At 58.3% G+C, this 14,406-nt stretch carries 12 protein-coding genes; 7 read left to right on the top strand and 5 right to left on the bottom strand.

Going from position 1 to position 14,406, the window contains the following annotated elements:
• Positions 1–19: 19 nt before the first annotated feature.
• Genes AP059_RS17980 through edd form a run of 4 tightly spaced genes read right to left on the bottom strand, consistent with a single transcriptional unit; the run spans position 20 to position 5,046 of the window.
• A complete protein-coding gene (locus AP059_RS17980; protein ID WP_059764705.1) occupies positions 20–1,480 on the bottom strand; it encodes an ATP-binding protein in 1,461 nt (486 codons plus the stop codon).
• Complete coding sequence (locus AP059_RS17975; RefSeq protein ID WP_059764703.1) at positions 1,470–2,207, bottom strand: response regulator; 738 nt, start codon at positions 2,205–2,207, stop codon at positions 1,470–1,472. Before AP059_RS17975 ends, AP059_RS17980 begins: the two co-directional genes overlap by 11 nt.
• Before the next feature lie 50 nt (positions 2,208–2,257).
• A complete protein-coding gene (locus AP059_RS17970) occupies positions 2,258–3,223 on the bottom strand; it encodes a glucokinase (protein ID WP_059764701.1) in 966 nt (321 codons plus the stop codon).
• Complete coding sequence (gene edd, locus AP059_RS17965) at positions 3,220–5,046, bottom strand: phosphogluconate dehydratase (RefSeq protein WP_059764699.1); 1,827 nt, start codon at positions 5,044–5,046, stop codon at positions 3,220–3,222. Before edd ends, AP059_RS17970 begins: the two co-directional genes overlap by 4 nt.
• Positions 5,047–5,254: 208 nt before the next feature.
• On the opposite strand from edd, the gene gap reads away from it, so the two are divergent.
• The 7 genes from gap (at position 5,255) to AP059_RS17930 (ending at position 12,419) form a co-directional block, all read left to right on the top strand.
• Positions 5,255–6,256: a type I glyceraldehyde-3-phosphate dehydrogenase gene (gene gap, locus AP059_RS17960; protein WP_059764697.1), complete on the top strand. Its 1,002-nt coding sequence runs from the start codon at positions 5,255–5,257 to the stop codon at positions 6,254–6,256.
• Positions 6,257–6,260: 4 nt separating this feature from the next.
• On the top strand, positions 6,261–6,725 hold the full coding sequence (locus AP059_RS17955) for a methylglyoxal synthase (protein WP_059764695.1): 465 nt from the start codon (positions 6,261–6,263) through the stop codon (positions 6,723–6,725).
• 202 nt (positions 6,726–6,927) lie between these two features.
• The gene (locus tag AP059_RS17950) at positions 6,928–7,446 is read left to right on the top strand and encodes an RNA polymerase sigma factor (protein ID WP_059764693.1); all 519 of its coding nucleotides are present in this window, start codon (positions 6,928–6,930) and stop codon (positions 7,444–7,446) included.
• Positions 7,447–7,612: 166 nt separating this feature from the next.
• Positions 7,613–8,518 carry a FecR family protein gene (locus tag AP059_RS17945; RefSeq protein WP_120752349.1) on the top strand — a complete coding sequence of 302 codons (906 nt, stop codon included), beginning with the start codon at positions 7,613–7,615 and terminating at the stop codon, positions 8,516–8,518.
• Positions 8,519–8,635: 117 nt separating this feature from the next.
• A complete protein-coding gene (locus tag AP059_RS17940) occupies positions 8,636–11,239 on the top strand; it encodes a TonB-dependent receptor (protein ID WP_059764690.1) in 2,604 nt (867 codons plus the stop codon).
• A gap of 111 nt (positions 11,240–11,350) precedes the next feature.
• Positions 11,351–11,959: a biliverdin-producing heme oxygenase gene (locus tag AP059_RS17935; protein ID WP_059764689.1), complete on the top strand. Its 609-nt coding sequence runs from the start codon at positions 11,351–11,353 to the stop codon at positions 11,957–11,959.
• Positions 11,960–12,017: 58 nt separating this feature from the next.
• A complete protein-coding gene (locus AP059_RS17930) occupies positions 12,018–12,419 on the top strand; it encodes a YbaN family protein (RefSeq protein WP_048363422.1) in 402 nt (133 codons plus the stop codon).
• A 155-nt stretch (positions 12,420–12,574) separates the two neighbouring features.
• Here the strand turns inward: AP059_RS17930 and arcD are convergent, their stop codons facing one another.
• Positions 12,575–14,002, bottom strand: a complete 1,428-nt coding sequence (gene arcD, locus AP059_RS17925) for an arginine-ornithine antiporter (protein WP_059764687.1) — start codon at positions 14,000–14,002, stop codon at positions 12,575–12,577.
• Positions 14,003–14,406 lie beyond the last annotated feature (404 nt).

Below are 14,406 nucleotides of genomic sequence, written 5' to 3'. Positions count from 1 at the left end.
TGAGGCGCACACCGGTCACTCATCCCGCCACGCGCGGTAAACACAAGGTCACCCGCAAACCGCCACCGCGCAGGTTTTGCAAACTGACCTCGCCGCCGTGGCTATGCGCAATATTGCGCGCGATCCCCAAGCCCAGACCATAACCCTGCTGCTGCCCAGAGAGCCGAAAATGCGGCTCAAACACTTGCTCCAGCCGCTGCTCGGGCACGCCAGGGCCTTCATCGTCTACGTGCAGCACAAACGCGTGCGCGTCATCTTCAATCAGTAAATGCGCGTTGTGGCCGTATTTGAGCGCGTTGTCTATCAAGTTGCCCATGCACCGACGCAGCGCCAGGGACTTGCCTGCATAGGGCCAGCGTGCCCGCCCGGTGAGTGTCACGCGGCCATTACCGTGTGGGAGCACGTAAGGCTCAATCAAACAGTCGAGCAACAGATTCAGGTTCACCGGCTCGATGTTTTCGTGAATATCGGTGTCTTTTACACATTGCAGCGCGCCTTTGACCAACAGCTCCAACTCATCCAGATCGCGACCGAACTTATGTTGCAACTGCTCGTCTTCAAGCAACTCAACCCGCAGACGCAAACGGGTGATGGGCGTGCGCAGATCATGGGAAATAGCACTGAACAGTTGGCTGCGCTCAGTCAGGTAGCGACTGATACGCGCACGCATGGTATTGAACGCCCGTGCGACTTCCACCACCTCACTGCCACCGCCGATTTCGATGGGTTCAACCTCTTCCTCACCCAACGACAAATCCCGCGCAGCCCGCGCCAAGCGCTTGAGCGGGCGGCTTTGCCAGTGCACCAGCAAACCGATGGAAAGCAGCAAAAAAACACTGCTCAGCACAATGAACCACAGTTGCATGGCCGGCAGCCCTTCTTCTTCCAGGCTGGTATAGGGCTGTGGCAGCAGTGAAGCGATGTACAGCCATTCGCCGGGCGCCATCTGGATTTGCGTCACCAGCACCGGCGGGTTGACAGGTTCCAGGGTCAAGGCAAAGTGCGCCCAGGAGCGTGGCAGTTCATCGAGTTTGAGCCCTGCGTTGAAAATACGCAGGTCTTGGGGGCTGACGAACTTGACCGACATGTCGACATCCGGCCCCAGCGATTTACGCAGGACCTGATCCACTGCACGGATCACAGCTTCCTTGCGCTGCGTGGTGGGCAATACCTGCATGTCCAGGGGGCGCTCATTGAGGCTTACGACAAACCGCGTACCGCCCATGCTGCGCATTTGATCGAGCACCAACGGTCGATAGGCCAACGGCAGGGAACGCAAGTAACTGACCGTGGCATTCATCGAGTGCGCCAGGCTGCGGGCACTGGTCACCAGCCCCTCAAGTTGCGTGGCGCGCAATTGCGAGAGCCAGATCACGCTGGATAACGTTTGCGCCAGCAAGATGGCCAGCAACGTGAGCAGCAACATGCGCCCCAGCAATGAACGGGGCACACGCACCTTGCGCAACCGCTTAATGGTCATGCCCGTGGCTGACCTCGGCCGCCAATTGATAACCGCTGCCGCGCACGGTACGAATCAGCCGTGAGGGTTTTTCGGTATCACGCAGGCGTTGGCGCAAACGGCTGACGGCCATGTCGACGATGCGGTCCAGCGGCATCAGGTCACGTCCGCGCGTGGCATTGCCGATGGTGTCGCGATCCAGAATTTGTTGCGGATGATCGAGAAACAGCTTGAGCAGCGCAAAGTCGGCGCCCGACAGAATCACTTCTTCGCCATCGGCATGGAACAGCCGGTGGGACACGGTGTTCAGGCGCCACGCGTCAAACATCATAATCGGGTTGCCGCCCTCCGGGCTGACACTGGCAAATTGCGCACGCCGCAATAACGCCTTGATCCGCGCTTGCAATTCACGCGGGCTGAAGGGCTTGCCGAGGTAGTCGTCTGCCCCCAATTCAAGCCCCAAAATCCGGTCGGTTTCGTCGGAGCTGGCAGTGAGCATGATGATCGGAGTCTGGGCACAGCGCGGATGTTGCCTGACCCAACGGCACAAACTGAAACCGTCCTCGTCGGGCAGCATCACATCCAGGATCAATAAGTCGCTGGGGGCCTGTTCCAGTGCCTGCCGAAACCCCGCGCCCTCACCCACGGTGCGCACCTGAAACCCCGCCCGGGTGAGATAGAGATCAAGCAGTTCGCGGATTTCCTGATCGTCGTCGACCAGCAAAATGGATTTGCCCAGAGCACTCACAGTGGCGTTCCTTATTGTTTTTATCGATCAAACAAACAACCGTAGACGGATTACGCCTCCTGGCCAAATGCTTGTTGCAATGCCACGCCTGCGCCCATCAAGCCCGGATACGGCGCCGTCACCAGCCACACCGGAATGCCATTAAGGTAATCGCTCATGCAACCTTTATCGGTAAAGCTTCGGGCAAAACCGCTGGCCAGAAACAGATCGGCAAAACGCGGGATCACGCCACCCACGATGTACACGCCGCCGCGCCCGCCCAGGGTCAAGACGTTATTGCCCGCCACGCGTCCCAACCAGCAACTGAATTGCTCCAGCACTTGACGCGCAACGGGATCACCCGCCAGCGCTGCGGCCGTGATGGCGCGATCGCTGTCGAGTACCGGTGTATGACCATCCACCGCGCAAATAGCGCGATAAACACGCGGCAGGCCGCTGCCACTCAACACCGACTCCGCGCTGACATGCCCGATTTCGTTGTAGATGTGCTGCCATAACTGGACTTCGCGCGGGTTACTCATCGGCAAGTCGACGTGGCCGCCCTCCCCCGGCAAGGCCATCCAATGCCCTTCGCCCAGATTGAGCAAGGTGCCGACGCCAAGACCGGTGCCAGGGCCGATCACCACCGCAGGGCGAGTCGGCTCAGCGACACCGGCACACACCTGACGCACATCCTCAGGCTGCAAGCGCGTCATGCCAAGCGCCATCGCACTGAAATCGTTGATCAACAGCAGGCTATCAACCTCAAGCGTGCGGCAAAACGCCACGCGGCTCAGGCGCCAGTGATTGTTGGTAAAGCGAAACTCATCGCCACTCACCGGCCCCGCGACCGACAGGCACACCGCACCCACAGCCCCTAATGGCAGGCCCAACCCGTGCAGATAGACCGTGATCGCGTCTTCGGGGCACGCATAGTCGGCAGTGGCCAACACACTGACTGCACGCAACTGGTCGTTTTCCCACAATGCAAACCGCGCATTGGTGCCGCCAATGTCACCGACCAAAGCTAACTTCATTTGAGGTTTTCCAGAGACGAGGTGAAGGTGCTGGCGCCCTGTTCAGCCGAACTGAAGGCCTGGCGCATAAACGCAAACAACTCACGCCCGGTGCCCACCGCGTTGCTCAAGGTGCCGACGGCCGGGGTGCGTGCGGCGAATTCTGCCTCATCCACCAACAGTTGCAACGTGCCTTTGACGCCGTCGACACGAATCATGTCGCCATCCTGCACCCGCGCCAGCGCGCCGCCGATGGCCGCCTCGGGGCTGACGTGAATCGCCGCCGGGATTTTGCCGGAAGCACCCGACATGCGCCCGTCAGTAATCAACGCCACTTTGAAACCACGGTCCTGCAGCACACCCAGAAACGGCGTCATCTTGTGCAGTTCAGGCATACCGTTGGAGCGCGGCCCCTGAAAGCGCATCACCGCTACAAAATCGTGCTCCAGCTCCCCGGCCTTGAACGCATCGGCCAGTTGCTGCTGATCCTGAAAGACCCGGGCCGGGGCTTCGACGATTTGGTGTTCAGGTGCAACCGCCGAGACTTTCATCACCCCGCGTCCCAAGTTGCCCTCCATCACCCGCAACCCGCCTTCGGGCGAGAATGCACGGGCCACCGGGCGCAGGATACTTTCATCGAGGCTTTCAATCGGGCCTTCACGCCACACCAACTCACCGTCCACCAGGAACGGCTCGCGGGTATAACGGCTCAGACCGCGACCGGCCACGGTGTTGACGTCTTCATGCAGCAAGCCAGCTTCGAGCAGCTCACGAATCAGGAACGACATACCGCCTGCCGCCTGAAAGTGGTTGATGTCGGCTTTGCCGTTTGGATAAACGTGGGACAAGGTCGGCACCACCTCGGACAAGTCGGCCATGTCTTGCCAGGTCAATTGAATACCTGCCGCTTGCGCAATCGCGGGCATGTGCAGCGTGTGGTTGGTGGAGCCACCGGTGGCGTGCAAGGCGACGATGGAATTGACCAGCGAGCGCTCATCCACAATTTCACCCAACGGGATGAAGTTGCCACTTTGTTTGGTCAGACGCGTCACCTGATGAGCCGCCTCGCGGGTCAGGGCATCGCGCAATGGCGTGTAAGGATTAACGAAAGAGGCACCTGGCAAGTGCAAGCCCATCACTTCCATCAGCAGCTGGTTGGTGTTGGCAGTGCCGTAGAAGGTACAGGTGCCGGGGCTGTGATAGGACTTCATCTCGGATTCGAGCAGTTCTTCGCGGCTGGCTTTGCCTTCGGCGTAACGCTGGCGCACATCGGCTTTTTCTTTGTTGGAAATACCCGATGGCATGGGTCCGCCCGGTACAAAAATCGTCGGCAGATGACCAAAGCGCAGCGCGCCCATCAGCAGCCCCGGTACGATTTTGTCGCAAATGCCCAGCATCAGCGCGGCATCGAACATGTTGTGCGACAGCGCCACAGCGGTCGACAAAGCAATTACCTCACGGCTCAGCAAGCTGAGTTCCATGCCCGCTTCGCCTTGCGTCACGCCATCGCACATGGCTGGCGTGCCACCGGCGAATTGCCCGACCGAGCCCATTTCACGCAGGGCTTGCTTGATTTGCTCGGGAAAGTGCTCGTAGGGCTGATGCGCCGAGAGCATGTCGTTATAAGACGAAACAATTGCCACGTTGGCGGCATTCATCAAGCGCAGGTTGTTTTTATCGTCGGTGCCACATCCGGCCACGCCGTGGGCGAAGTTGGCACATTGCAGCTTGCCGCGTTGCGGGCCGTCACTGGCGGCGCCGCGAATGAGCGTCAGGTATGCCTCACGGGTAGCTCGACTGCGGGCAATAAGACGCTCGGTGACTTCAAGAACGCGGGGATGCATGTGTTGAACTCCAGGCTAACGGATGTGGCGACCTGTGCGTGTCCTATGCTGATCGAAGGGCCAGACACGCAACTTCGATCATTTGGACCCGTTGATTCAGGTCACTCGTTGTAGATAAAACAAAATATTGCCACCAAAATGGCTTGTTTTCTATTTCTATGCGAATAATCTTGTAATTCCAACAACAAATCGATGGCAGGCGCTTTCCATGACTCTACGAATCGCAATCAATGGTTTTGGCCGAATCGGCCGTAACGTCCTGCGCGCACTGTATACCCAAGGCTACCGTCAGGACTTGCAGATCGTCGCCATCAACGATCTGGGTGACAGCGCTATCAATGCTCACCTGCTCAAATACGACACCGTTCACGGCACCTTCGATGCCAGCGTTGAACACGATCAGGAAAGCCTGACCGTTAACGGCGACCACATTGCTGTCACAGCCATTCGCAACCCGGCCGAACTGCCGTGGGCCGCGTTGAAGATCGACGTGGTGTTCGAATGTACCGGTTTGTTCACCGAACGCAGCAAGGCTGCGGCGCATATTAGCGCTGGCGCACGCAAGGTGATCATCTCCGCACCGGGCAAAAATGCCGACGCCACTGTGGTGTACGGCGTAAACCACGACATTCTGCGTCAATCGCATCAAATTATTTCCAGTGCATCGTGCACCACCAACTGCCTGGCACCGATCGCGCAAATTCTGCACCGCGAGCTGGGCATTGAAAACGGCTTGATGACCACCATCCACGCCTACACCAACGACCAGAACCTGACCGACGTTTACCACACCGACCCGTACCGCGCGCGTTCGGCCACGCAGAACATGATCCCGAGCAAAACCGGTGCCGCTGAGGCCGTGGGCCTGGTACTGCCGGAACTGGCCGGTAAATTGACCGGCATGGCAGTACGCGTACCGGTGATCAACGTGTCGCTGGTCGACCTGACGGTTGAGCTCAAGTGCGAAACCACTGCGGCGCACGTCAACGCGCTGTTCAAAGAAGCCAGCCAGCATTCCAGAGTCTTGGGCTACAACAGCCTGCCGCTGGTCTCGAGCGACTTTAACCACAACCCGCTGTCGTCGATTTTCGATGCCAACCACACCAAAGTCAGCGGCAAGATGCTCAAAGTGCTGGCCTGGTACGACAACGAATGGGGCTTCTCCAACCGTATGCTCGATAACTGCCTGGCGCTGTGCAACGCGGAGTAACGCGATGATCGGCATCAGCTTCACGACGGCCACCCTGGCGGCGCGCAAACGCATCGCCCTGGTGGCCCACGATCACTGCAAAGGTTTTTTGCTCGAGTGGGCCGAACGCCACAAAGCGACCCTCAGCCAACATGACCTGTGCGCCACAGGCACCACCGGTTTGTTGCTGGGTCAACGATTGGGGCTGCCCGTCGAAAGCATGATCAGCGGCCCCTTGGGCGGCGATCAGCAGGTGGGCGCGCGCATTGCCGAGCAACAGGTCGACATGCTGGTGTTTTTTTGGGACCCGTTCGAGCCGCAACCTCACGACCCGGACATCAAGGCACTGTTACGCGTGGCAGCCGTGTGGAACATCCCCGTGGCGTGCAATGAGTGCAGTGCCGATTACCTGCTCAGCAGCCCGTTGATGAGCCAGCCCCACCAACACCGCATTCCCGATTACAGCGCTTACTTGAAGGGCCGCGTGTAAACACGTCCTCCACTGCGCAGTCACTGCCGCAGCCGTCCTCAAACCGGCGTTCACTCGAGGCGCGCGGCGTGATCAGACGACGCCTTCGGCAGGGGTTACGAGGTGGGGCGTGCCACTCAAATGCGCGCTGACAAAAACAGCACTTGACCAAACACACAGATGATAAGCATTATCATTCGCTCAAAATCGGTCTGGTAGCACTGTGAGTCAGTCCCACTTCAATCACGTCTTCCTCACGCAGCGGGTCATCCTGTTGCGCACCTTGCAGCGCATGGTCAATAACCCAAGCACCGCCGAGGATCTGTTGCAGGAGACGTACCTGCGCGTGACCCGAGCCTTGAGCGAACGCACGGTTGAACACCTTGAGCCATTTGTGTTTCAGACCGCCCGCAACCTGGCGCTGGACCATTTGCGCGCCCGACGTATCCAGTCGCGTACGGTGCTCGAAGACGTGCCCATCGAGGTGATCGAAGGGGTCGCCTCCCCTCTCAGCACCCCGGAAGAAGCCCATCAAGCCGCGCAATTACTGGAGCGTTTGAGTGTGAGCCTGAGCCAGTTAAGCGCGCGTCAGCAGCGCATTTTCATCCTCAGCCGCCTGCATGGCTGCAGCTATCAAGAGATCGCCGAAGAACTTGACGTGTCACTGAGTACGGTTCAAAAGGAACTCAAATTGATCATGGCAATCTGTGTCGGGGTAGCCGAGCGACTGAATCGGCCTTAACCTTTACGGGATCTATCCGTAAGCAAGATCGGATTTGGCCGCATCGCGCCCAGGATTCCACGACGTTGAACACGACCGCACCCCAGATTGCCAAGGAACACCCGTGAAGGACACTCAACCACCTGCGGTGCCAAAAGTGGCACAGGACGTTCTGCAAGACAGTGCCATGGATCAGGCGCTGGATTGGCTGATCGTGCTGGAGTGTGCCGACGATTGCGAAAAAGCGGCGTTCCAGGCGTGGCTCAAGGCAGATCCCGCCCATGCGCAAGCGTTCGCCAAAGCCAATGCCGTGTGGAACGGCCAACCGTTGATTGAAGCGGCACAAACCCTGAATACCCCTCGCGCACCCAGCGTGATACGGCGCATCGCCCGCCACTGGAAACACTTGGCCACAGCGGCCGTGCTGGTGCTCTGTGTAGGCGGCTACAACAATGTGCCGCTGCGTTTGCAAGCCGATCACCTGACCGTGGTGGGTGAGCGCCAGCGCCTGCAACTCGAAGACGGCTCCAAGGTGCTGCTCAACACCAACTCCGCGTTCTCCAGCCGCATGGTCAACGCCCAAAGCAGTGCGCGCCTGTATCAGGGCGAAGCCTATTTTGAAGTGCCGGCCAATCTGGAATTCCCCCTCGTACTGGAGGCTGGCCCGGTGCGAGTCAGCGTGCGGGACACCGCGTTCGCCGTGAGCTACCTCAATGGTCAGGCACAAGTGCGCGTGCAACGGGGCGATGTCGATTTACGCATGAACAGCGTCGGCACCCAGATGCGCTTGTCCGCGGGCAACAGTGTGAGCATTGGTCCCAACGGGTTCGGACAACCGGTCAAGCTCAATCCGCAAACCGACCTGGCCTGGGTTCAAGGGCGCCTGGTGTTTGAAAACTGCCCGATGGGCAAGGTGCTCGATGAAGTGCGGCGCTATTACCCCGGCTGGATCGTCAACAACAATGAGCAACTGGCCAGTGTTGCAGTCACTGGCAACTACCGCCTGGACCAGCCGCTGGACATCGTGCGTTCGCTGGCCCACATCACCTCGTCCAGCCTTTCGGAGTTCCCGGCGCTGGTGATTCTCAATTAATTACGTTTTTTTTACTCGATAGCCTAAGGTCATACGTCTCGTTGTAGTCAATGCAACTGATTCGCATTTTGAGTCAGCTTCGCAACTATAAGATTCGTTCACCACGGAGCGCTATCAATGCCCACTCGTTTCAACAGCCGGTCCTCTTCCAACGTCCGCACACGTCCCAAGCACCCGTGCACGTTATCGTTGTTGACCGTCGCCGTGCTGATGGCCGGCGCACATGCGGTACCGGCCATGGCCGCGACCGATGCGCAGCCAGCCAGTCGCTCCGTGGGCAATTACACCTTTGCAATTTCGCAACAGCCCCTGGTGGCCGCGCTTAACGACTTTACCGCCGTGACCGGCTGGCAAGTGGGCCTGCCCGCCGAACTGGGGCAGAACGTCTCGTCGCCGGGCGTGCGCGGTTCGCTGTCCCCGGAAAAAGCCTTGGAGCGCCTGCTGATCGGCACCAACCTGGGCTATCGCAAACTGGGCACAAACAATATCGTCCTCGAAAAGCGCGCTGGCAGCAGCGGCACCCTTGCCCTGCAGCAAGTGACCATCAGCGCCACGCGTCAGGAACAAGACGTGATCACAGTGCCCAGCACCGTGACCGTGCATGACCGCCAGCAACTGGACCGCCAGAACGTCAATACCATCAAAGAACTGGTGCGCTATGAGCCAGGCGTCTCGGTGGGCGGTGGCGGCCTGCGGGGTGGCATCAGCGGTTACAACATTCGCGGCATCGACGGCGATCGCATCCTGACTCAGGTCGATGGCGTTGAGATCCCCAACTCGTTCTTCAACGGCCCGTTCGCCAAGACCCAGCGCAACTACGTCGACCCCGAAATCGTCAAACGCGTGGAGATCCTGCGCGGTCCGGCGTCTGTACTGTACGGCAGCAACGCCATTGGTGGCGCAGTGAGCTACTTCACGCTCAACCCAGACGACATCATCAAGCCGGGACAAGACGCTGGCGCACGCCTTAAAACCGGTTACAGCTCGGCCGACCGCAGCTGGCTCAAGTCTGCGACCGTCGCGGGCCGTGCCGACCAGTTCGATGGTTTGCTGCATGTGAGCCGCCGCGATGGTCACGAAACTGAATCCTATGGCAATCACGGCGGCACCGGCCTGAGCCGTACCGCCGCCAACCCCGAAGACGTGCGCACCACCAACGTACTGGCCAAGGCTGGCTGGAACTACAACGACGATGACCGCCTGGCGTTCACCTACGAGAACTACAAAGACGACCGCGACATCAATCAAAAGAGCGTGGTAGGCGGCCCGTTCAACCTCGGCGCACCGCTGGGCATGTACAAATCGCGTAACGGCAACGACACCGTCACCCGCGAGCGTTTTGGCATAGAAAACACCTTTGTGCTCGACAGCTTGCTGGCTGACCACGGCAAGTGGAGCCTCAATTATCAAGTCGCCAAGACCGACCAGAGCACCGAAGAGCGCTACTTGCCGTTTGTGCGTGACGTGTATCGCACCCGCGACACCCTCTACAAAGAGCAGCAATGGGTGTTCGATGCGCAATTTGACAAAGCCTTTGCCATTGGCCCCACCGACCACTTGCTGACCTACGGCACCACGGTCAAACACGACAAAGTGACGGGTTCGCGCAGTGGCAGCGCGGTGTGCCTGGCGGTCGGCAGTGGCTGTAAAGCGGTGGGCGCACTCAGCACGGCCAAAGGCGATGTGTTCGCTAAAATCAGCGACTTCCCGGACCCGACCATCAACACCTACAGCCTGTTTGCGCAGGATGAAATCAGCTGGAACCAGTGGACGTTCATGCCGGGCGTGCGCTACGACTACACCCGCCTCAAGCCAAAAATCACCCAGGAGTTCCTCAGTGCAGTGAACCCCGGCGGCACCGATCCCGTCAGCGATGATGAAAAAACCTGGCACCGTCTGTCGCCAAAACTGGGCGTGACCTACGCGTTCAACGATCACTACACCTGGTTCGGCCAATACTCCGAAGGCTTCCGTACCCCGACCGCCAAGGCGCTGTATGGCCGGTTCGAGAACCTGCAAGAAGGCTACGTGGTAGAACCCAACCCCGATCTGGAACCGGAAAAAAGCAAAAGCTACGAAACCGGCCTGCGCGGTCACTTCGATGAGGGTTCGTTTGACGTTGCCGTGTTCTACAACAAATACCGCGACTTTATTGACGAAGACAACGTCAAGCCCGGCTACGACCTCGACAGTTTCCAGAGCCGCAACATCAAGCACGCCACCATCAAGGGGGTTGAACTCAAAGGCCAACTGCAACTCGACGCGTTCGGCGCGCCACGCGGCCTCTACACCAAAGGTTCGATTGCTTACGCCTATGGTCGCAACGATGACAACGGTCAACCGCTCAACAGCGTCAACCCGCTGACGGGCGTATTCGGTCTGGGTTACGACCAGGATAACTACGGAGGTTTGGTGAGCTGGACCGTGGTGAAGAAAAAGAACCGGGTCGACGACACGGCGTTCAAAGCGCCCGACATCGAGGGCAAACAATTCAAGACCCCGGGCTTTGGCATTGTGGATGTGAGCGCCTATTACAAAGTCACCCAAGACGTGACCGTGAGCGCGGGCGTGTACAACCTCACCGACAAGAAATACTGGTTGTGGGATGACGTGCGCAGCTACGACGGCGTGGGCGAAGCCTCGGCAGTCAACCCGGCCAACCTGGATCGCTTGACTCAACCGGGTCGCAACTTCGCGATCAACCTGGTCTGGGACATCTGATTCGGCCCCTCACTGCGCAGCATTTTTACCTGTGCGGTGAGGATTTTTTACTGTGACGCGTCTTCTTGTTCGTCTAGTTACAAAGCGCATCTCATTCTCAAGGACATCTTCATGACCCCTCAAGACACCGCACAGCGTCCTGCCCTGCGTTCACAACGCCTGAACCAGATCACCAACGAGCCGCATCAAAAGCTCGACGCGCTGGTCAAAGCTCACAAGCCGTTTGAAACCCGGGAAAACTTCGCCCGTTTTGTGGTGGCTCAATACCTCTTCCAGGCCGAACTCCAGGCGCTGTACACCGACCCGGCCCTGCAAGAAATCGTGCCTGACCTGCCCCAGCGTTGCCGCGCCGAGCACGCCAAAGCTGACTTGGCCGACCTCAACACCGAAGTGCCCGCACCTGTCGCGGGTGCGGTCAACGCGCCGAGCAAAGCCCAAGCACTGGGCTGGATCTTTGTTTCGGAAGGTTCCAAGTTGGGTGCCGCCTTCCTGATCAAACGTGCGGTGGCCCTGGAGCTGAGCGAAACCTTTGGTGCGCGCCATCTGGGCGAACCGGCCGGTGGTCGTGCTGAAGGCTGGAAAAGCTTTGTCAAAACCCTCGACGGCCTGCAATTGAGCGCCGAAGAAGAAGCCGACCTGGACAAAGGTGCAGTTGCCGCCTTTGAGCGTTTCACCGTATTACTGGAACACGCCTACGCGGCTGAGCCAGAACTGGCTTAAGCTAGACCTGCCCGGTCAGCATGTGCTGGCCGGGCATTTTTTTATGCGTCTTGAGCTTATGACCCGCCAAACCCAATCCTCGTCGAAAATAGCCCAAATCCTCTTTGGCCTGCTGGCCTACGTCAGCCTGGGCATTGGATTGATTGCCATCGTGATACCGGGGCTACCGACCACAGAATTCATTTTGCTCGCCGCCTGGGCCGCGACCAAAAGCTCCCCGCGCCTGAGTGCATGGCTAGAAAACCACCGGTTGTTTGGCCCGATCCTGATCAACTGGCGCAATGGCAAGATCATTCAGCGCAAAGCCAAAGTCAGTGCCACCATCAGCATGCTGATATGTGCGGGGTTGATGTTGTATGTGCTTGAGCATCAATGGCCGGTGTTTTTGGCCATTGCGGGCATGAGTGTGGGCAACCTGTGGATTTGGTCGCGGCCGGAACGGCTGCCTTCGGCGCTGTAGGCGCCGTAAGGCTTACGCCGCCTCAAGTTCCCGCGCTCTGGTCCCGCTCCGTGGGCACGCCGTCACGGGCCATCCTTGACCCAGCACGGCTATCCCGAAGTCGCAGGCAGATCAAAAACCACGTCAACGGCCAGATCTAAAGCAGGCCAAAGCTTTTACAAGGTTAACGCGCCGCTATAAAGCGCATACGCCGCCGCCAGCGCTGCAATCACCACTGCCCCGAAGATCACCTGTTCAATGGCCTTGAACAGCGGCTCACCCTGCTCATGCTTGGCTTTGGCAAAGAACAGGACACCCGGTGCGTAGAGCAACGCCGACAGCAGTAAATATTTAGGTCCCGCTGCGTAGAGCAACCAGATGGCGTAAACAAGGGCCAGCAGCCCCACCACCAGGTCCTTGATCCTGCGTCGGCTTGCGTTCGAGTAAGTCTCGCCTTTTACACACAGCAACACCGCATAGGCAGCCGACCACAAGTAAGGCACCAGAATCATCGAGGACGCGAGGTAGATCAGGCTGGTGTAGGTGCCCGCAGACACCAGGGTGATGAGCAGAAATATCTGAATCATCCCGTTGGTCAGCCACAGCGCATTGACCGGCACGTGGTTGGCGTTTTCCTTTTTCAGGAACGCGGGCATGGTGTTGTCTTTGGCCGTGGCGTACAAAATCTCAGCACACAGCAAGGCCCACGACAGCAACGCGCCCAGCAATGAGATGGCCAGCCCGATACTGATTAAAATCGCCCCCCACTCTCCAACTACGTGCTTGAGCACGCCCGCCATTGACGGGTTTTGCAGCTTGGCCAGTTCTGGCTGGGTCATGATCCCCAGCGACAGCACATTGACCATCACCAACAGCGCCAGCACGCCAATAAAACCAATGACGGTGGCTTTGCCCACGTCCGAGCGTTTTTCTGCGCGACCGGAGTACACACTCGCACCTTCGATGCCGATAAATACAAACACCGTCACCAGCATCATGTTGCGCACCTGGTCCATCACGCTGCCAAGGCTGGGGGTTTCGTGGCCCCAGAAGTCCGTGGTGAAAATATCGGCTTTAAACGCGACACCCGCCAACACAATAAACATCACGATGGGGACGATTTTCGCCACCGTGGTCAGTTGGTTGATAAAGGCCGCTTCCTTGATGCCCCGCATGACCAGAAAGTGCACGCCCCACAGCAACAGCGAGGCGCAACCAATGGCAATCGGCGTATTGCCCTGCCCAAATACCGGCACGAAATAGCCCAAAGTGCTGAACAGCAGGACGAAGTAGCCGACATTGCCCATCCAGGCACTGATCCAGTAACCCCAGGCTGATGAGAAACCCATGTAATCGCCAAAACCGGCCTTGGCGTAGGCGTAGACACCTGAGTCGAGTTCAGGCTTGCGGTTGGCCAGGGTCTGAAACACAAACGCCAGCGCCAGCATGCCTACGGCTGTAATCCCCCACCCAATCAAAACAGCGCCACCCGCTGCCCGTTCGGCAATATTTTGCGGCAGCGAAAAGATCCCCCCGCCAATCATGGACCCGACCACTAACGCAATTAATGCATTAAGCCGAAGCTTCTGGGTGTTTTGCGACATCGCCACCTCGTTATACGGTTTCGTACATTTCATTGTTCACAGTTAATAGGCTACAGCTGTTCACTGACTAAATACATGTCGCATTTATACGTCTATTAGCCCCCGCAATAAGCCCCTTTTTTTTAATCGCTAGTGCATCTATTGAAACCCAGAACACTCCCCCTATGTGAACCAAGGTTTAATTTCATGGCGGGGTTCATGAAACATGAAAGCCACATTTGCAAATCTTCAAATAGTGACTAGCTTCAATCCCCACGACCTCGTGGCTATCCACGTATTAACCACCTTTAAGACCTCTGGAGCGAGCCTTTGAGGAAGCGTCAAAAAAATACGTGATTGCGACCTTCCCGCTCTATTAACAATGGAATGTAGTAATGCCCTGATCTAAGTCAAACGGCTGAAAT

Source organism: Pseudomonas sp. TAA207 (genome assembly GCF_001529285.1).
Lineage (GTDB): Bacteria > Pseudomonadota > Gammaproteobacteria > Pseudomonadales > Pseudomonadaceae > Aquipseudomonas > Aquipseudomonas weihenstephanensis.
This window is presented reverse-complemented; position numbering and strand designations above follow the sequence as displayed.